The organism is Streptomyces sp. CBMA123, from assembly GCF_014596465.1.
Taxonomy (GTDB): Bacteria; Actinomycetota; Actinomycetes; order Streptomycetales; family Streptomycetaceae; genus Kitasatospora.
Genome location: NZ_MECK01000212.1, coordinates 1 through 19,964 on the forward strand (window position 1 = coordinate 1; position 19,964 = coordinate 19,964).

Sequence of the window (19,964 nt, forward strand, 5' to 3'; positions counted from 1 at the left end):
TACTCGGCCCCACAATCAAGCAGGGCCGGTGCACACCCGCGTTGAGCGGCACGGCAACCACCGGAATAGGGCGGTCCCGCGCACTGCGTCCTCGCTAGTGTTTGTTTCAAAAGGAATCTCCAACCCCGATCAGACGATCAAGGCCGGGGATGTCAACATATCTGGCGTTGACTTTTGGCACGCTGTTGAGTTCTCAAGGAACGGACACTTCCTTCGAGCCGCCTTCCAGCGGGCCCTCCGGGCGCTTCGTTCTTTCGTGTTCCCAGCTTATCAGATGTTTTCCGCTCCGTTTCCGGGGCTTCGTTCATCCAACTCGCCGGTGTCTTCCGGGGCTTGACGCCCTGTCCGACGTTTCAAACACTAGCCGACCACCGCTCCGAAAAGCGAATCCAGCTGCAATCCGATAAAACGAACATGGCAAACAAGCACCGGGCCGGGACGCGAAAGGCGAAACGGCAGGCGCGAGCCTGACATGGTGTTTCAAGGGATTGGCCGCCCCGGGACCGTCCGCGCCGATGCGTGTCCGGTGCTCCCTGCCGAGCGACTGGGAGACAGTACCCCCGTCCCGGGCCCGGGGCAACTTCTGCTCGTCAGCGCACGCCGGACGGTCGGCCGCCTCCTGCACCAGGACGCCGTGCAGGGCGAACCAGCCGTCGATCACCAGCCGCGGCGAGCGCGCGGATCGCCGCTTCTCTGCCCGGTGGGGGCACCGCGGTGGTCTCCTTCGACGCTGCGGGCCGTATCTCGGGCATCGACGCCGGGCCGCTTTCCGCCTAGCGCCCTGGAGGGGGCCTGCCGGCGGGCAGGCCCCGGTGGGCTTCGCTGGGCCGACCAGGGGATTCCGGGGATCACCGTCTCTTGCTGGCCCGTCGCCCGGGGTCTCGGCCGCTAGCTTTGTCGACGCTTGGTCAACTCCTCCCAGACACCCCAGGGACCAGCCATGTCCAAAGCCCTTCGGCGCGCCTTCGTCGCCGCCACCTCTCTGCTGGCGCTGCTCGGCAGCGCCTCGCCGGCCCTCCCCGCCCAGGGCACCTTCCTGGCCCCGATCGCCGAGCACCACCACGACAGCTCGCTGACGTACGGCACCAGCAGCAACTGGTCCGGCTACGCGGCCACCGGTGGCACGTTCACCAGCGTCAGCGCGGAGTGGGACCAGCCGGCCGTCACCTGCACCGCCACCGACACCTACGCCGCCTTCTGGGTGGGCCTCGACGGCGACGGCAGCAAGACGGTCGAGCAGATCGGCACCGAGGCCGACTGCTCGGGCGGCACCCCGTCCTACTCGTCCTGGTACGAGATGTACCCGGCCTACCCGGTCAACTTCCGGAACCCCGTGAACGCCGGTGACCACTTCGTCGCGAGCGTGACCACCAACGGCAGCGGTTCCTTCACCCTCACACTCCGCAACACCACCGCGGGCTGGAGCCGGAGCATCGCCAAGTCCTTGAAGGACGCCGCCCTGGCCTCCGCCGAGGTGATCGCCGAGGCTCCCTCCACCATCTTCGGCGTCCTTCCGCTGGCCGATTTCGGCACGGTCGGCTTCACCAACGCCTCGGTCAACGGGAAGGAGCTCGGCGCCTCGAACCCTTCGGTCATCGACATGGCCACGAACAAGGTCACCAAGGCCACCACCTCAGGGATCACCGACGGCGCCGACTTCTCGGTGACCTGGCACCACAGCTGACCGCTCCGCCCGGGGACGCCTGACGGCCGTGCCCCGGCAGGCGTCGCCCGTCAGTCGTCGCCCGTCGGTCGTCGCCGGTCAGGCGTCGTCGCCCGTCATCCGGCGGCCCCGGGCCAGGAAGTCCATCAGGCCGCCCGCGCCGCCGAGTTCGCGCAGCGGGCGGGCCGCGCCGAACGGCGCGTTCCAGAACTCCCCCTGCCGCGGGCCGTCGGCGTGCGGCCCCACGTACGCGTACGGCTCCGCGAGGAACGCGTCCCCGGGCGAGACGCCGTAGTTCACCGCGCTGAGGGAGACCCCGAGGTCGAAGTGCTCGGGCCAGATCACCGGCCGCTCCCCCGGGAACAGCCCGACCAGCGCCGCATCGCCGAGCGCGAAGCAGTGCGCCAGCCGGCGGGCCGCCTCCGGGTCCACCTCGATCGGATGCCGGGCGTCGATCCCCGGCCCGTCCCCGTACAGCCCGGCGGGCGCACCCGCATCCAGCCCGAGGGCCGCGCCGAGCGCGCCGCAGCTGGTGCGTACGAGCGGGATCGCCCGCCCGCGCCCCACCAGCTCCGCGCCCACCACCCGCAGCCACGGTTCGGCCACCGTCCCGAAGCCTCCCGGGCAGGCGCGCAACCGGATCGTCCCGCTCGCCCGGTACTGCGGCCCGGCGAGCACCAGCTCGGCCACCGCGTGCAGGGAGCGACGGGTCCGTACGAGCGTCTCGGTGTCCACGGGGGCATCGTCTCCCGGGAGGCCGGTTCGTGCACCACGACGACACCGACGGCGCGGTCCGCCGCGAGAGGCCGACGTTCTCATCGAACGAGCTCTTGTAAGTGGGGGGTTGGTGAGGGAATCATGTCAGCCCTCACACAACCGCCTCCACACGACAGGGGAGCTGAGACCTCATGGGCGCCGTGGTGGCCGGGACCGAAGTGGCACGGCAGGCGGCCTCGGCGAGTCGCCGTCAGCTGGCGGTCCTGCTGACCGCCAAGACGATCTCGGACGTCGGCTACGCGCTCGACTTCATCTGCCTGTCCGTCTTCGTCTGGGAGCACAGCCGCTCGGCCCTGCACACCGGGCTGGTCAGCGTGGCGCTGTACGCGGGCGCGATCGCGGGCGGGCGGCTCGGGCACCGTTACGGGGACCGCTGGGACCGCCGGCGGGTGATGATCGGCGCCGACCTCGCCCGGGCGCTGATGCTGGCCCTGCTGGCGGCCCTGCCGACGGGCGTGCAGAACTGGTGGCTCTACCCGGCGGTGATGGTGATCGGCACCGGGCGGTCGGTCTTCGAGGCCACGCTGTCCGCCGCCACTCCCGTGCTGGCCGGGCCGCGCACCCCGTCGGTGAACAGCGCGCTGGCCGGGCTCAAGGGCGTGGCCTTCATGGTCGGCATGGGCCTCGCCGCCGTCCTGGTCCCCGTCGCCGGGTACCGCTGGGTGTTCGGGCTGGACGCGTCCAGCTACGCGCTCTCCGCGGTGGTGCTGCTCGCGCTGCGGCTGCGGATGCGGGAGCCGGACGGCCCGGCCGCCGGGAGCCGGGAGCGCTCCGGAGCCTGGCCCCTGCTGGTGGCCGCCGGGCTGGCCGGGCTGGTCGTGCTGCGCGGGCTGGACGCCTTCGGCAGCGCCTCCCAGCACGTGGGGCTGCCGCTGCTGGGCACCGAACTGAACCCGAGTGAGCCCGCCGTGGTCTCCGGTGCGGTGTGGGGCAGTTGGGCGGCCGGCCTGCTGCTGGCCAGCTTCGTGCTGCGGCCGCTGGCCAAGCGCATCGTCGAACGCGCGCCGGCGCCGGTCTACTGCGTGGCCACCATGGTGATGTCGGTGGGCTTCATCGGCGTCTTCTGGCTGGACGGCTGGTGGCCGCGCCTGCTGGCGGCGGCCGGGGCCGGTCTGGGCGACGCGCTGAGCGAGATCACCTACAAGCAGTCGCTCCAGCAACTGCCCGACGGGCGGCGGGGAAGGGCGTTCGGACTGTCCCAGATCACCGTCAACGCGGGCTTCATGTCCGGCCTGCTCGTCACCAGCCTGGTCCTGCAGCCCTCCTGGGTGGCGCAGTGGGTGCTGCTGCTGCACGGCGTGCCGCTGCTGGTGGCCGGCTGGACGGCGGTCACCGCGACCCGGGCCGCCCGCTCGGTCGAGGCGGTCTCGTGAGCGGGCGTCCTGGGAGCGGGCATCCCGTGAGCGGGCCCGGCAGGCCGGTCGGCACGGCCACCGACCGGGCCTACCTCGACTACGCCGGGCTCGGCCGGCTGCGCCCCGCCGCCGTCGCCGCGATGCGCACCGCCGTGGACGAGGTGCTCCCGCACGGCAGCGCCAGGGTCGGCCCGCTGTTCGGCGCGCGGGCCGCCGCCCGGCGGTCCGTCGCCCGGCTGCTCGGCTGCACGCCCGAGGAGGTCGCCTTCGTCCCCAACACCTCCGCCGGCATCCACTTGGTGGCCGACGGGCTGGACTGGCACCCGGGCGACCAGGTGGTGCTGTTCGACCGGGACTTCCCGGCCAATGTCCGGCCGTGGCTGCGGCTGCGCCGCTTCGGGGTCGAGCCGGTCTGGGTGCCGATGCGGGACGGCGGCTACCGGATCGAGGACGTGGCGGCGGCCGTCGGGCCGGCCACCCGGCTCGTCGCGGTGAGCCACGTCAACTTCGCCACCGGCTTCCGCTGCGACCTCGACCGGATCTGCGCGCTGGCCGCCGAGGCCGGGGCGCTGGTCTGCGTGGACGCCGTGCAGAGCTTCGGCGCGCTGCCGTTGTCGGTGGCCGACACCCCGGTGGACTTCCTGGCCGCGGGCGCGCACAAGTGGCTGTGCGGGCCACCGGGCACCGGGGTGTTCTACTGCCGGGCCGACCGGCTGGAACTGCTGCGCACCACGCCTACCGGCTGGTTCGGCCACGAGGGCGCCGCGGAGGTGTCCAAGGGGCCGGGGCACCTGCGGTACGACCTGCCCGAGCGGGCCGCCGCCGCCCGGGTCGAGGGCGGGATGTACGACCTGGTCGGCATGGCCGGGCTGGCCGCCGCGCTGGCCGAGCTGGAGGAGGCCGGGACCACTGCGGTCGCCGAGCGGGTGCGCGCCCTGGCCGACCGGCTGCGCAGCGGGATCGCCGAGCTCGGCTACCACCTGGTGCTCCCCCCGGACGGCACCGGGCACTCGGGCGTGGTGAGTTTCACCGGCCGCCGCACGGAAGGCGTGGAGATCGTCCGGAGATTGGCGTCGGCCGGAATACACGTTTCCGTTCCGGACGGCCTGGTCCGGGTTTCCCCGCATTTCTGGACGACCGACGGAGAAGTCGCGGAGATCCTCTCGGAGCTTGCCGTGCAGAAGCCTTGACGGCACTGTTCCGGTTCCCGAAGAATATCGCTCAACCACTTCGCCGGACCGGATATCCGGGCCGGCCCGTGAAAAGAGAGGGGTTGCGATATGGCTTACGAGACCTGGGAGTCCCTGGAGGACGAGGTCGAGATCAGCACTGGTGCGGCGGACTGCTGGACCTGTCTGGTCGACGACGCCGGCGTCTGATTCCGGCGCTCCGCGCATGCCCCGTGACGGAATTCCGGTCCGCCCGGATTACGTCGCGGGGCATGTCGCCGATCGCCCGGCGCCCGACTCCCGATCAGTAAAGGAATTACCGCGTGAACCGGTGGGAATTCAGTCACGGAATCGTCGGGGTCAACGCGCCGAGTTGGCTCACCTTCGAGGTGCACCGCCCGTACTTCGACGGTGCCGAATCACCGGCCACGGCCATCCAGGCGCGGTCCGCGGTCCTGGCCGCCCGGCGTTTCGAGAACCCCGTTCCGGGCTCGCTGCGGTTCGGCATGACGATGCCCGCGAGCTACCGCCGGCTGCTGGTGCAGGAGTCCCGGCTGACCGCCTACCGGGCGGTGCTCCCGACCGACCTGCCCGATGAGCTGGCCTCCCCCGCCTGGCGGCGGATGACCGAGGCGTACCGGCGGCACGCCGAGCTGGACCAGCTGGAGCGGTCCGGGCTCGCGCACTGGCTGGTCGCGGTCTGCCTCCCCACGGCGGTGCTGGAGGTCGTCCCGGCGGACCTCGACCCGGCGGCCTGCCGGGACCAGGTGACGGCGGGCCTGCAGACCGCCCGCGCGGCGGCCCTGTTCGGCTCCGAGGGCCTCTCGGAGCGGACCACCGCGGCCTACCGGGTGCTGGCCGACCACCCCGCGCCCACGGTCGCCCACGTCCAGGCGGTGGCCGCCTGGGGCTACCTCCTCGCCCGGCACGCCGGGGACGACTCCGCCGCGCCGCTCCTCCTCGGCCGCGCCCGGGACCTGCTCAAGGCGGTCGCGGGCGAGCTCACGCCCTTCACCCACACCGTGCTGACCGCCCGGCTGGCGCTGCGCGAGGTGATGTACGCCGAGCGGCGGCGGGACTTCGGCAGCGCCCGGGCGCTGCTGGCCGACGTCCGAGCGGGCGTCGCCGAGCTGACCGCACCCGACCGGGACGACGAGCTGGTCCTGCTGGAGACCCGCCGACGGCTGCTCGACCGGCACCTGGAGATCGCGGTGCGGATGGGCGACACCGAGGCCGAACGCGCCGCCGTCGAGGAGGGCCTGGCCCTCGACCCGTGGGACGTGAAGATCCGGATGCAGGCGGCCCAGGCCCACGAGCGCGCCGGCGAGCACGAGCAGGCGCTGGCCGGCTACCTGCACGCCGCCCGGCTCGGCCCGTTCGGCACCGGCTTCGCACTGCTGCGGGCCGCCGACCGCGCCCGCGAACTCGGGCACACCGAGTTCGCCCGGGTGCTCGTCGAACGGGCCTTCCGCGCCGCACCGCGCGCCGGCGCCACCCGGGACGCCCTGCTGGCCGCCTGCCGGGACGACGGCGACCAGCCACTCGCCGAACTGACCGAACGCGCCGCCACCCTCGACCGGGAGCGGCCGTACGCCAACAACTGGCACTACCGGATGTACGCCTCGTACTTCAACCTGGGCGAGTCCGAGTCCCCCGGCCTGTATGCCCGACTGCCCAGCCTGGCCTACGAGTTCGCCGAGTCCGCCGAGCGCGGGAGCGAGCGGGCCGAGGTCAACTGGCAGCGCCTCATGCCGCCGGCGTTCCGGCGCAACCTGATCCGCGAGTCCGGGCTGACCGAGTTCACCGTCGACCACCCGGCCGAACTGCCCGAGCACCTGCGCACCCCGCGCTGGAACCGGCTCTGCGCGTGGCTGGACGACTTCGCCGACTGCGGGCCCGAGCGGCAGCAGCAGATCGCCCTGGTGCTGTACCGGCTCGGATTCACCAAGCTGGTCCTGGAGCTGATCCCGGCCGTGCCGGTCGAACGGCTCCGGACCCCGGCCGAGCTGCGCCTGCACCACTGGCGCGACCTGGTGCGCTACGTCGCCTCGATCGGCACCGGCAGGGTGGCCACGCCGGACACCTCCTTCGCCGTCGCGGAACACCCGGCCTGCCCGACCCACCTGCGGTTCGTCATCGCCGTGGTGGCGGTGGTGTTCCACGCCCGCGAGACGCGGTCGCTGGAGGAGGCCGCGCGCTGGCGGGAGATCGGTGCCGCCGCGCTCGCGGAGCTGCTGGCGGAGCCGGACCGCTCCGCGTTCGAGAAGTCGATGCTGGAGAGCCGGTTCTACCGCAGCGTCAGCTTCGTGCCGTTCCTGGCCCGGGACCGCACGTGGCTGGCCCGCGACATGGACCGCGCCGAGGAGCTGGCCCGGTCGGTGCCCGCCGAGGGCGCCTACCAGGAGTTCCTCAAGCGGGAGAACCTGCGGGCCTGCGTGGAGAGCCGCTCCAAGGAGTGCTACGCGTTCGGCGAGGACGACCGCGGCGACATCCTGGTCGCGGAGGCGCTGGCCCTGGACCCGTACGAGCCCAAGACCCACATCGAGGTGGCGGAGGGCCTGCTGCGGCGCGGCCTCCCCCGGGAGGCGGCCGACAGCTTCCTGCGGACCGCCCGGCTCGGGCCGGTCTCCACCGCGCTCGGCTACGCCTCCGCGGCCGAGTGCTTCCGGCGGGCCGGCCAGCCGGTCCTGGCCGAGGACTGCTACCTCCAGGCCCTCCGGCTGGACCCGTACGCGATCTCCGCGGCACGCGGGTGGGCCGCCGTCGGCACGGCCGGCGGCACGGCCGAGCTGGCCCGCAGGTACCTCGCCGACCTGGAGGCGTGGGGAGCGGCCCGGCGCGCCGCCCGGCGGGAGCGCGCGTGAGCGTCACCTGGGTGCTGCGCCCCGAGCCCGGCCCCGAGGTCGAGGCCGTCGTACGGCCGGTGCGGGTCGGCGAGCTGCCCGCCGAGCTGCCCGCCGCGTTCCTCGCCGGTACCGGGTTCAGCGGCCAGGTGGGCGAGGTGCTGCAGCTGCCCGGCACTCCGGTGACCGTGCTGCTCGGCGTCGGGCCGCGGGCCCGGCCGGACCGTGCGGCGGACCGGGAAGCGGACCGGGAAGCGGACCGGAGCCCGGACCGGGGCGCCGTCCGGGCGGCGGCCGCCGGGCTGGCCCGGGCCGTCTGCGCCTACCGGCGGCTGGCCGTCCACCCGCCGGGCCCGGACCTGCGGCCGCTGGTCGAGGGCTACCTGCTCGGCGGCTACCGGTTCACCCGGTACCGCAGCGGTGCGGCCGCGCCGGCCGACCAGCTCGTCGAGGTGCTCACTCCCGAGACTCCGGACGCCACCCGCGGCCTGTTCGAGGGCCGTCGGCTGGGCGAAGCCGTCCTCCTGGCCAGGGACCTGGTCAACGAACCGGGTGAGGCCCTCACCCCGCCCGCGTTCGCCGCAGCCGCGGCCGAGGTCGCCGCGGCGACCGGGCTGTCGTGCGAGGTCTGGGAGGGCCCGCGGATCGCCGAGGAGCGGCTGGGCGGCCTGCTCGGGGTCAGCCGGGGCTCCCTGCTGCCGCCCAGGCTGGTCAAGCTGGGCTACCGGCCGCCCGGCTGGACGGAGCGGGCCGAAGGAACGGCGGGGACGGCGGGGACGGCGGCGCCCGCACGGATCGCGCTGGTCGGCAAGGGCGTCACCTTCGACGCCGGCGGCCTCTCCCTCAAGCCCAACGCGCACCTGGCCGGGATGAAGGCCGACATGGCCGGAGCGGCCGCCGTCCTCGGGGCGATGTCCGTGCTGGACGCGCTGAACTGCCCCGTCGCGGTGGACGCCTGGCTGCCGCTCACCGAGAACATGCCCAACGCCGACCCGATCCGGGTCGGCGACGTCCTGGTGATGCGCAACGGCACCACCGTCGAGATCTGCCACGCGGACGCCGAGGGACGGCTGATCATGGCCGACGCGCTGGTCCTGGCCGGCGAGACCGAACCGCAGGCGATCGTCGACATCGCCACCCTCACCGACGCCGCCGCGATCGCCCTGGGCCGCAAGGTCGCCGCACTGATGGGCACCGACGACGCCCTGGTGGAGCGCCTGCGCGCGGCCGGCGCCCGGGCCGGCGAGCCGCTCTGGCCGCTGCCGCTCCCCGAGGCGTACCGGCCCCAGCTCCGCTCCCGGGTCGCCGACCTGGTCAACTACACCCTCGGCACCCGGCACGGCACCGCACTGCTCGCCGGCCACTTCCTCCGTGCGTTCGTGCCGCCCGGCATCCCCTGGGCCCACCTCGACATCCAGGGCACCGCCCTCTCCGACGGGACGGAGGCCGAATGGGTCGCCGGCGCCAGCGGCTTCGGCGTCCGCACCCTGGCCGAGTTCCTGGTCGGCCACCCGCGCCCGTCCGCCTGACGCACCCGACCCGACTCGCTCACCCGTCCGCCCGACCACGCGAAGCAGCACGAAGCAGTACGAAGCAGTACGAAGTGGCGTGGAGTGGCGTGGATCACGGCGGGTTCCGGGCGGAGGACGAAATGCGGGAGCCCTCGCGGTGGTTGGCACCGGCGATCAGGAAGTCCCGGCGCACCACCGCTACCCGCGAGGAACCCATGACCGTCACCGAGCCCGTCGCCTCCCGCGCGGCCGCACTCCTCTCCCGGCCCACCACCATCAACGGGCTGACCGTCCCCAACCGCATCGTCATGGCGCCGATGACGCGCCAGTTCTCCCCGGGCGGCGTGCCCGGCGAGGACGTGCGCGCGTACTACGCCCGCCGCGCCGCCGCGGGCGTCGGCCTGATCGTCACCGAGGGAACGTACGTCGGCCACGAGTCCGCCGGCCAGAGCGACTCCATCCCGCGCTTCCACGGCGAGGAGCAGCTCGCCGGGTGGGCCGAGGTCGCCGAGTCCGTCCACGCGGCGGGCGGCACCATCGTCCCGCAGCTGTGGCACATCGGCATGGTCCGCAAGCAGGGCGACCCGCCGATCGCCGACGCCCCGGCCATCGGCCCCTCCGGCATCCGGCTCGACGGCACCGAGGGCGCCGGCCGGGCGATGACCCCGGCCGACCTGGATGCCGTCATCGGCGCCTTCGCCGAGGCCGCCGCGGCCGCCGAGCGGATCGGCTTCGACGGCGTCGAGCTGCACGGCGCCCACGGCTACCTGCTCGACCAGTTCCTCTGGGCCCGCACCAACCGCCGCACCGACGCCTACGGCGGCGACCCGGTCGCCCGGACGAAGTTCACCGCCGAGCTGGTCGCCGCCGTCCGCGCCGCCGTCTCCCCCGAGTTCCCGGTGATCTTCCGCTACTCGCAGTGGAAGGCGGAGAACTACGAGGCCCGCCTCGCCGAGACCCCGCAGGAGCTGGAGGCGATCCTCACCCCGCTCGCCGAGGCCGGGGTCGACGCCTTCCACGCCTCGACCCGCCGCTACTGGGTGCCCGAGTTCGACGGTTCCGACCTCAACCTGGCGGGCTGGACCAAGAAGCTCACCGGCCGGCCCACCATCACCGTCGGCTCGGTCGGCCTGGCCGGCGACGTCACCGCCGCCTTCGCCGGGCAGGGCTCCGACACCGCCGGCATCGACAACCTGCTCGACCGCCTGGAGCGCGACGAGTTCGACCTGGTCGCCGTCGGCCGCGCCCTGCTCCAGGACCCGGAGTGGGCCGCCAAGGTCCTCGCCGACCGCGTCGCCGAGCTGCGCCCGTACGACGCCGCCGCCGTCCGCACCCTGAGCTGACCGGCGCCGGCGCCGCCCGGCGTCCGGCGTCCGGCGTCCGGCGTCCGGCGGGGGGATCGACCGATCCCGCCACCGGGCGCCGGGCCGCGCCGCAGGCAGCACGCCGGGGACCTGGAGCGCCTTCTCGCTCTCCGCCCCGACCGGTCCGCGCGAGGTCACCGATCGGCCGAACTGCGCTCCTGGCAGGCCGACATGAACACTTCACCGACCGCGGTGACCGTGTTAGCGTCCGTCGGATGTCGAGGATTCTGGTCACCGATCTGGACGGCACCCTGCTCGGCGGCACCCGGGAGGACCGGAGCCGATTACGGGACTCGCTGGCCCGCCACCCCGAGGTGACCACCGTCTTCGCCACCGGACGCGGAATCGCCTCGATCCGCGAGGTGCTCCGCGACCCGCTCGTCCCCCGCCCCCGGTGGATCATCGCCGATGTCGGCGCCACCGTCCTCGACGGCACCGACCTCACCCCCGTCGACCCCGTCCAGGAGCAGCTGCGGGCCGGCTGGCCGGGCCCGGACCGGATCCGCACCGCGCTGCGCGGGTTCCCCGGGCTCGTGTACCAGCACGGTGTCCGCCAGGACGGGCGGTGCTCCTACCACCTCCCGCCGGACGGGCTCACCCCGGAGCTCACCGCGGCCGTCGGCGCCCTCGGCTGCGCCTGGGAGTACTCGGCGGACCGCTACTTCGACGTCCTGCCGCCCGGAGCCTCCAAGGGCAACGCGCTACGGGCCCTGGCCACCAAACTGGGCTGGCAGCCCGAGCAGATCCTGGTCGCCGGGGACTCCCTCAACGACCTCTCGCTGTTCCGCGTCGGCACCCACGCGGTAGTCGTCGCCGGGGCCGAACCGGCTCTGCTCACCGCCCTCGCCGGCCGCCCCCTCGTGCAGCGCCCCGACCGGCCCGGTGCCGCCGGCATCCACGCGGCGCTGCGCACGCTCGGCTGGACCTCCGGGGAGGCCTCCGCCGCACCCACGCCCGTCGGCTCGCACTCGCTCGTGGTCGCCTACCACCGCCCTCCCCTGCACTGGAACGGCGAGAGCTGGCAGCCGCCCAGCAGCCCCAACGGCATCCTGCCCACCCTGACCAGCGCCTTCGCCGACGACCTGCCCGGCGTCTGGGTCACCGCCCGCACCGGCCGCGACCGGCACGCCCCGCTCCCGCCCCCCGTCTCCGCCCCGCCGATGGCCGCCGTACCCGTCGACCCGGCCACCTGGAGCGGCTACTTCCACCGCGCCTGCAAGGAGACGCTCTGGCCGGTCCTGATGTCCGAACCGGACCGGGCCGTCTTCGACGAGCGCGCCTGGGCCGACTACCGCGCCGTCAACGCAAGCTTCGCCCGGCGGATCAGCGCCCAGGCCGCTCCCGGAGCGACCGTCTGGCTGCACGACTACAACCTCTGGCTCGTCCCCGGCCTGCTCCGCCGCACCCGGCCCGACCTCAGGACCGGGCTGTTCCACCACACCCCGTTCCCCGACCCGGAGACCTTCGCCGCCCTCCCCGTGGCCGCCGAACTGCGCTCCTCGCTCGCCCGCCTGGACTGGGCCGGATTCCACACCGAGGCCTTCGCCGAGCGCTTCCGCCGGACCCTGGCGGGCCTCCCCCGCGTGCCGCGCACCGGCGTCCACCCGCTCGGCATCGACCGGCGGGCCGTCGAGGGGCTCGCCCGGCTGTGCGCTCCGCGCCGCCGGCCGGGCGGCCGGCGCGTGGTGCTCTCCGTCGAGCGCCTCGACTACGCCAAGGCCCCGGTCCAGAAGGTCGACGCCGTCAACCTCCTGCTCGCCCGCCGCCCCGACCTGCACGGCCGGCTCGTCTTCCGCCTCGTCTGCCCGCCGCCCGAACCCGGCATCACCGCGTACGAGACCACCCGCCGGGAGCTCGAACGACGCGTCGAGGAGACCAACGCGCGCTGGCGCTGCGGTGGTTGGCAGCCGGTCGACTACCTGCCGCAGCGCCTGTCCAGCGCCGAGGTGGTCGACCAGTACCTCGCCGCGGAGGTCCTCTGGGTCACCTCCCTCCAGGACGGCATGAACCTCACCGCCAAGGAGTTCGTCGCCGCCCGCGCCGCGCTCCCCGGCGATGCCGCCGACGCCTCCTGCGCCTGCGACCCGGGCGTCCTCGTCCTGTCCCGCCATGCCGGCGCCGCGGCCGAACTCGGCGAGGCCGCCCTGCTCACCGACCCCCGCTCCCCCGAGGACCTCACCACCATGCTCGCTCGCGCCCTCGACCTGCCCCCGGCCGAACGCCGCACCCGGATGACCCGCCTCTCCACCCTGCTCGGCCACACCCGCCCCACCGACTGGGCCCGCCAGATCCTGGACGCCATCCGGAGCACCTGACCCGCCGCGCCGGTACTCGGATCAGTCGTCGGCGGCGCCGGGGCCGGCCGGGTAGAGGTGGCCGAGGAGGCGGTGGAGGGTGCGGCGGTCGCGGTCGGGGAGCTCGTCGAGGCCGCTGAGGGTGGTCAGCAGTTCGGCGCGGATCTCGTGGACGGTGCGCTCGCCGTCCCCGGTCAGAGTCACCCGCTTGATCCGCCGGTCGGCGGGGTCGACCTCGCGGCGGACCAGACCCTGGGCCTCCAGGCGGTCGACGATGCCGGTGACGTTGGAGGCGTCGCAGGCGAGCAGGTCGGCGAGGGTCCGCATGGGCATCGGGCGCCGGAGCAGGCTCAGCATCTTGCCCTGCATCAGGGTGAGGCCGCGGGCGGCCGCCACGGTGGAGAAGCTCCGGTAGTACCCGGCTGCGGCCCGGGCGAGCTGGTCCATCAGCTCGACGGAGGTGGGCACGGCGGGCGGGTCGGTGCTGGTCATGGGTCGAGTGTAGGCACCATTGGTTGACATCCTCAACCATCGGGCCTACCGTCGACCGTACTACTTGAGGACTTCAACCATCGATGCCCTCAACTCATCCTGGAGCAGCACCATGACCGCCGCCCTCTTCGTCGTCACCGGCGCCACCCACTGGACCCTCGCCGACGGCACCACCCACCCGACCGGCTACTGGGCCGAGGAACTCGCCGAGCCGCACCGCGTCTTCCGTGAGGCCGGCTACGAGATCACCATCGCCACGCCCGGCGGCGTCCCGGCCACCGTCGACCGCGCCAGCCTGACCGCCGCGGCCAACGGGAGCCAGGAACGGGCCGAGGCCGTCGCCGCGTACCTGGACTCCCTCCGGGCCTCGCTCGACGGCCCCGCCGTGCTGGAGGAGGTCGACCCCGACGCCTACGACCTGGTCTTCTACCCCGGCGGCCACGGCCCGATGGAGGACCTCGCGGTCGACGAGGCGTCCGGCCGGATCCTCACCCGCACCCTCGACGCGGGCCGGCCGCTGGGCGTGGTCTGCCACGCGCCCGCCGCCCTGCTGGCCGCGCGGCGCGAGGACGGCAGCTGGCCGTTCGCCGGCTACCGGATGACCGCCTTCACCAACGCCGAGGAGAGCGCGGCCGGCCTGGCCGACGGCGCCCCGTGGCTGCTCCAGGACCGCCTGGTCGAGCTGGACGCCGACTTCGCCGAAGCCGCCCCCTTCGCCCCGCACACCGTCGTCGACCGCAACCTGTACACCGGGCAGAACCCGGCCTCCTCCACCGCGCTGGCCCACCAGCTGGTCGAGGCCCTCGCCACCGACGCCGCCACCGTCGTGAAGCGGCTGCGGGCGACCTTCCGGTCCGGTCGCACCAAGCCGCTCGACTGGCGCCTCGGCCAGCTGCGGGCCCTGCGCGCGCTGCTCACCGAGCAGTCGGACGCGTTCCTCGCCGCACTCGCCGCCGACCTCGGCAAGGGCCCCGTCGAGGCCTACCGCACCGAGGTGGCCTTCACCCTCAACGAGCTCGACCACACGGTGCGGCACCTGGAGGAGTGGCTGCGCCCGGCGGCCGCCGCCGTCCCCGACGCCTTCCTCCCGGCCCAGGCCCGGGTGGTCCGCGACCCGCTCGGCGTGGTGCTGGTCATCGCCCCCTGGAACTACCCCCTGCAGCTGGCCCTCGCCCCGCTGGTGGGCGCCCTGGCGGCCGGCAACACCGCCGTGGTCAAGCCCAGCGAGCTGGCCCCGGCGACCTCGGCGGCCCTCGCCCGCCTGCTGCCCCGCTACCTCGACCGGCACGCCGTCGCCGTGGTCGAGGGAGCCGTCCCGGAGACCACCGCACTGCTGGAGCAGCGCTTCGACCACGTCTTCTACACCGGCAACGGCGCGGTCGGGCGGATCGTGATGGCGGCCGCCGCCAAGCACCTCACCCCCGTCACCCTCGAACTCGGCGGCAAGAGCCCGGTCGTGGTCGAGCCCGGCGTCGACCTCGCGGTGACCGCGCAGCGGATCGTCCGGGGCAAGTTCCTCAACGCCGGGCAGACCTGCGTCGCCCCCGACTACGTGCTGGCCGTCGGCGACACCGCGGCCCCGCTGGCGGCCGAACTGGCCGCCGCCGTCCGCGCGGCCCACGGCGAGGACCCGGCCGGCGACCCCGAGTACGGGCGGATCGTCAACGAGCGCCACTTCGACCGGCTCACCGCCCTGCTCGGCGAGGGGCGGACCGTCACCGGCGGCGACCACGACCGCGCCGGCCGCTACCTCGCGCCCACCGTGCTCGCTGACGTTCCGCCGACGGCGCCGGTGATGCAGGAGGAGATCTTCGGGCCGATCCTGCCGATCGTCACCGTGCCCGACCTGGACGCGGCGATCGACTTCGTCAACGAGCGCGACAAGCCGCTCGCGCTGTACGCGTTCACCGAGTCCGAGCGCACCAAGCAGCGCCTCGCCGAGGAGACCTCGTCCGGTGCGCTCGTCTTCGGGCTGCCCGTGTCGCACCTGGCCGTCCCCGAGCTGCCGTTCGGCGGCGTCGGCGAGAGCGGCATGGGCCGCTACCACGGCGCCTACTCCATCGACACGTTCAGCCACCTCAAGGCGGTGCTGGACAAGCCGCTCGGCTGAGCGCGCGAGGCGCGCGCCCGGCCCGTCCGAGAGACCACCAGGCCGCCGTCACGACCGGAATCCCCGGTCCGTGGCGGCGGCCTGGCGCATTGTGGCCGAACCCTCCGCCATTCGGCGGAGGGCACACCCCCCGGACGGCGGGTGGCGATTCCGGGCATCTGATCCGCAATCAGACGGGCGCACGTGAAATGTCTTTCCTTCAACTAAAAACCGCGCGGCCGAAATCCGCCCTTCGCCCTAGCCCAGGGGACCCAATGGGCCTACAGGCTGGATTCCGAAGGTGCATCCTGGTGTTAGCCTTGCTTTCTGACGGACAAACAGCAAAGAACTCTTTACTTCCCATAAGTTGATCTATGGTCCGGAGCCCCGGCGGGGCCAGCGGCGGAATTCGATTTCCGCGTTCCCGGATCACCCCTCACCTTCGACCGATCGGGCGGGGTCGCCACGACACGCGACCTCACGCCCGGTCCTCGCATGCCCCGAGCAGGAATTGATGCCCGCCCAACCGATATCCGAACTCATCCGCTTCGTACGCCGCAGTTCACCGTTCTACGCGGAGCTGTACGCCGGTCTGCCCGACCGCTCGGTGGAGTTGACCGACCTACCCGTCGTCCCGCAGGCCGCGTTCTGGCAGGCGAACACGCCCCGCGACAACCGGGTGCTGACCGGGCCGCTGGAGGAGGCGGTGGTCTTCAAGAGCGGCGGCACCACCGGCTCGCCGAAGTTCTCCTGCTACACCCGGGAGGAGTGGCGGGAGTTCACCACCTCCTTCGGCGCCGGACTGGTCGACGCCGGACTGCGCCCCGGACACCGGGTCGCCGACCTCTTCTACGCGGGCGACCTGTACGCCAGTTACACCTTCGTCCTCGACTCGCTGCACCGCTCCCCCGTCGCCAACGTCCGGCTGCCGATCGGCGGCGCGGCGCCACTGGAGTCGACCGCGCGCACCCTGGAGCAGTTCGCGGCCGAGGTGGTGGCCGGCACGCCGACCACCCTGTGCGCGCTCGCCGACCACCTGGTCGCCTCCGGACGTGAACTCCCGCACGTGGAGCTGCTGCTGTTCGGCGGCGAGGGCCTCTACCAGGACCAGCAGCCGCTGCTCACCAAGGCCTTCCCGCACGCCCGGATCTCCTCGATCGGCTACGCCGCCGTCGACGCCGGACTGCTCGGCCGGCCCGTCCCCGGCCCGGACACCCGGGAGCACCGGGCGTTCACCCCGGAGACCGTCGTGGAGATCCTCGACGACCACACCGACGAGCCGATCACCGTCGACGGCGTGCCCGGCCGGGTCGTGGTGACCGACCTGCGGCGCCGGCTGATGCCCGTCCTGCGTTACCCCGTCGGGGACCGCGCCGAGTGGACCGACGTCTCCACCGGACGGTTCCGCGTCCTGGGCCGGGCCCAGGAGGGCGTCCGGGTCGGGCCGGTGTCGCTGTACACCGAGGACGTGCTCGACCTCGTCCGGGCCGCCGACCCCGCCGGCCGGGTCACCGGGGCGCAGCTCGTGGTGCGCCGCTGGGACGGCCGGGACGGGCTGGTGCTGCGCCTGGCCTGCGACGGGGAGCCCGCCGGGCTGCCCGAGCTGGCCGCCGCCGTCGAGGCCGGGATCCACGCGGCGCGGCCGCTGTACCCGGAGGCCGTCGCCGCCGGGTACGTGAACCCGCTGTCCGTCGCGTGGGTGCGGCGGCAGGAGCTCGCCGTCAACCCGCGGACCGGCAAGCTGATCCGGGTCCTCGACGAACGGCCGCACTCGTGACGGCGGTGGGGACGGCCGCGGAGACGGTTGCGGAGACAGCCGCGCCGACGGCCGCGAAAACGGCTGCGGAGACAGCCCCCGGAACCGCCCCGGCCGCGCGCCGCCGGCCGCTCGTCCTGCGCAACCGGCGGTTCTGCGCCGTGTGGGCCGCGCAGGTGCTCACCCAGGCCGCCGGGCGGATGTTCCAGGTCGGCACGGTGTGGTGGCTGGTGAGCCGGGCCGCCGGGGCCGACCGGGGCCTCGCCTCCGGTGCCTTCCTCGCCGTCAGCACCCTGCCCGCGGTGGCACTGGCGCCGCTGGTGGCCGGGCTGATCGCCCGCCGCCCGCACCGGACGGTGCTGGGCGTCTCGGCCGCCGTCGCCGGTCTGGTCGCCCTCGGCACGGCCGGCTGGACGTACGCCGGGACGCCGCCGCTGGTCGTCGCGTACGGCGCCGCACTGGTGCTGGCGGGCTGCCAGGCGGTCTTCGACCCCTGCCTGACCACGTCCGTCCCCGAGCTGGTCGAGGACGCCGACATCGAGACCGCGACCGGGTTCGAGCTCAGCACCCAGTCGCTGGCCGGACTCGCCGGCGGGCTGCTCGGCCCGCTGACGGTCGACCTCGCGGGCCCGGCCGGTGTCGTCGCCGGGTGCGCCGGCGCCTACCTGCTGGCAGCCGCGCTGATCGGCGCGACCCGGTTCCCGGGCTCCGGCACGCCGACCGGGGACGCGCAGCCGGCGGACGGCGGCGCCCCGGCCATCCCCGCCACCGACACCTCCGCCCCGCCCCGGCCGCTGCGCCGGATCCTGGCCGAACTTCCTTTCATCCGGCGGGTGTTGCTCTGCTTCACCGCGGCCAACCTGTTCACCACCGCGGTGTTCGTGGTGATGCCGCTGTACACCCGGACGGTGCTGCACGCCGACGGCTCGACCGTCGCCGCGCTGGAGGCGGCGCTCGGCGCCGGCACGCTCGTGGGCTCCTTCACCGCCGGCCGCCTCCCGGGCGCGCCCACCGCGATCGGCGCGGGCTGTCTGGTCCTGATGGCCGTCTCGCTCGGGCTGCCCGGGCTGGCCGCCGGCACCACCCCGGCGCTCGGGTCGATGGCGGTGGCCGGCTGGTGCGTGGGCGTGATCGGCGTCCGGTTCGTGGCGCTGTTCCAGCGGATGGTGCCGGCCGAGGACCGGCCCGGCTTCTTCGCGGTGATGCAGGCCCTGCTGGGGGCGACCTTCCCGGTGTCCTCACTGCTCTTCGGCCTGCTCGGCGACCACCTCCCGGCGCGGACGCTGTGCCTGGTCCAGGCCGTCGGCGTGCTGCCGGTCGCCGCCGCGCTCTGGTGGACCGGCCGGCGCGAGCCGCAGGCCCCTGAGCCGGCGAGCGCGCCCGCGCCGGCGGACGCGCAACCGATCGGGGACGTGCGATGACGACGACGGTGACGACCCCGACCACGACCACGACCACGACCACGGTGACGATCGCTCCCGCCGCCCCGCAGGACGTCGCGCAGCTGCGCCAGCTCTACTTCGACGTCTACGGCCACGGCTACCCGGTCGCGCTCGGCAGCGACCCCGAGGAGATGCGCCGCCTGATCGCCGACCCGCACACCCACTGGCTGACCGCCCGCCACCAGGGCGCCGGCCGGCTGGCCGGGTCGGTGGCGGTGCAGACCGACCCGGGCAGCCGGATCGGCAAACTGGTGGGCCTGGCGGTCCACCCGGAGGAGCGGGGCGGCGGGCTGGCCGGACGGCTGACCGCCCAGGTGTGCGCGGACGCCTTCGCGAACGGCGCCCTGGACTCGATCTACGCGACCGTCCGGGTGGTCACCCCCGGCCCGCAGCAGGTCTTCACCCGCAACGGCTTCCAGGCCCTCGGCCTGCTGCCGAACGCCGTCGAGGTGGCCGGGTGCGAGAGCCTCGCGCTGTTCGCCCGGCACGCCGACGGCGTGCTCGCCCGGCGGGAGGGCGTCGGTGAGGTACCGGCCGCCGTGCTGCCGCTGCTGGAGGCGGCCCGACGCAGCACCGGCATCGGGTACGGCCGGTCGGGCCCGGCGGAGGGGCCCACCCCGGTGGCAGCTCCGGCAGCCGGGGCGGCACCCGCCCCCGTGACCGCGCCGGTGACCGCGCCGATGGAGCTGATCACCGCGCCCGGCTTCGTCCGCCGCCGGTTCCTCGAGCTCTTCCCCGACCCGGCCGAGCGGTTCTTCCCGCTGCACGTCCCGAACGCCGTCCTCACCCCGCCGGACGGCTCCTTCGAGGCCTACGCCGACCTGGACCCGGTCGCGGCGAGCTGCTCGCTGGTCGCCGTCCACCCGTCCCCGGCCGCCGTCACCGGCGCGCTGGAGCCGCTGATGGCGGCCGTCACCCGGGCCGGCGCGGACTACGTCGAGACGCTGCTGCCGCTGGCCGACACCGCCGGGCTGAGTGCCTTCCTGGCCGCCGGGTTCATCCCCAGCGCCGTCTACCCCGCGATGCGCCGGGCCGGCGACCGCTTCCACGACTACGTGGTGCTGTCCCGGACCAGCCGGCAGATCGACTTCCGGACCACGGCCGTCAGCGGCCCGCTCCAGCCGTACCTGCGGGCCTACCTGACCGCCTGGACCTCGACCTACCTACCCCTCCCCGAGGTTGCCCCGTGACCACAGATCCCGTGAACAC

General features: G+C 74.2%; 13 protein-coding genes. 11 read left to right on the forward strand and 2 right to left on the reverse strand.

The features are described 5' to 3' along the window. Positions 1-940 precede the first annotated feature (940 nt). The gene (locus BG452_RS22795) at positions 941-1,684 is read left to right on the forward strand and encodes a G1 family glutamic endopeptidase (RefSeq protein WP_188306207.1); all 744 of its coding nucleotides are present in this window, start codon (positions 941-943) and stop codon (positions 1,682-1,684) included. Between the two features lie 78 nt (positions 1,685-1,762). Here BG452_RS22795 and BG452_RS22800 read toward each other — a convergent pair whose 3' ends face one another. Then, positions 1,763-2,398 carry a hypothetical protein gene (locus BG452_RS22800; protein ID WP_188306208.1) on the reverse strand — a complete coding sequence of 212 codons (636 nt, stop codon included), beginning with the start codon at positions 2,396-2,398 and terminating at the stop codon, positions 1,763-1,765. Positions 2,399-2,571: 173 nt separating this feature from the next. On the opposite strand from BG452_RS22800, the gene BG452_RS22805 reads away from it, so the two are divergent. The 6 genes from BG452_RS22805 to BG452_RS22830 all read left to right on the forward strand — a co-directional run bounded on the left by BG452_RS22805 (position 2,572) and on the right by BG452_RS22830 (position 12,997). Then, a complete protein-coding gene (locus BG452_RS22805) occupies positions 2,572-3,813 on the forward strand; it encodes an MFS transporter (RefSeq protein WP_188306209.1) in 1,242 nt (413 codons plus the stop codon). Between the two features lie 26 nt (positions 3,814-3,839). Next, entirely contained in the window at positions 3,840-4,985 is a 1,146-nt protein-coding gene (locus BG452_RS22810; protein ID WP_188306210.1) for an aminotransferase class V-fold PLP-dependent enzyme, read from the forward strand. Between the two features lie 302 nt (positions 4,986-5,287). Further along, the gene (locus BG452_RS22815) at positions 5,288-7,828 is read left to right on the forward strand and encodes a hypothetical protein (protein ID WP_188306211.1); all 2,541 of its coding nucleotides are present in this window, start codon (positions 5,288-5,290) and stop codon (positions 7,826-7,828) included. Further along, positions 7,825-9,336: a leucyl aminopeptidase family protein gene (locus tag BG452_RS22820; RefSeq protein ID WP_188306212.1), complete on the forward strand. Its 1,512-nt coding sequence runs from the start codon at positions 7,825-7,827 to the stop codon at positions 9,334-9,336. Before BG452_RS22815 ends, BG452_RS22820 begins: the two co-directional genes overlap by 4 nt. A gap of 197 nt (positions 9,337-9,533) precedes the next feature. After that, positions 9,534-10,661, forward strand: a complete 1,128-nt coding sequence (locus tag BG452_RS22825; RefSeq protein ID WP_188306213.1) for an NADH:flavin oxidoreductase — start codon at positions 9,534-9,536, stop codon at positions 10,659-10,661. Between the two features lie 236 nt (positions 10,662-10,897). Next, on the forward strand, positions 10,898-12,997 hold the full coding sequence (locus BG452_RS22830; protein ID WP_188306214.1) for an HAD-IIB family hydrolase: 2,100 nt from the start codon (positions 10,898-10,900) through the stop codon (positions 12,995-12,997). Between the two features lie 21 nt (positions 12,998-13,018). On the opposite strand, the gene BG452_RS22835 is transcribed toward BG452_RS22830, so the two are convergent. Beyond that, positions 13,019-13,468 (reverse strand): MarR family winged helix-turn-helix transcriptional regulator, encoded by a 450-nt coding sequence (locus BG452_RS22835; protein ID WP_188306215.1) that lies wholly within the window; start codon positions 13,466-13,468, stop codon positions 13,019-13,021. Positions 13,469-13,580: 112 nt separating this feature from the next. On the opposite strand from BG452_RS22835, the gene BG452_RS22840 reads away from it, so the two are divergent. The 4 genes from BG452_RS22840 (at position 13,581) to BG452_RS22855 (ending at position 19,945) form a co-directional block, all read left to right on the forward strand. After that, entirely contained in the window at positions 13,581-15,578 is a 1,998-nt protein-coding gene (locus BG452_RS22840) for an aldehyde dehydrogenase family protein (protein ID WP_188306216.1), read from the forward strand. 493 nt (positions 15,579-16,071) lie between these two features. Next, positions 16,072-17,334, forward strand: coding sequence for a phenylacetate--CoA ligase family protein (locus BG452_RS22845; protein ID WP_188306217.1), 1,263 nt, complete (start codon positions 16,072-16,074; stop codon positions 17,332-17,334). A 140-nt stretch (positions 17,335-17,474) separates the two neighbouring features. After that, the gene (locus BG452_RS22850) at positions 17,475-18,734 is read left to right on the forward strand and encodes an MFS transporter (protein WP_317621180.1); all 1,260 of its coding nucleotides are present in this window, start codon (positions 17,475-17,477) and stop codon (positions 18,732-18,734) included. Next, on the forward strand, positions 18,731-19,945 hold the full coding sequence (locus BG452_RS22855; RefSeq protein ID WP_188306218.1) for a GNAT family N-acetyltransferase: 1,215 nt from the start codon (positions 18,731-18,733) through the stop codon (positions 19,943-19,945). The genes BG452_RS22850 and BG452_RS22855 overlap by 4 nt, the downstream gene beginning before the upstream one ends. Positions 19,946-19,964: the final 19 nt, after the last annotated feature.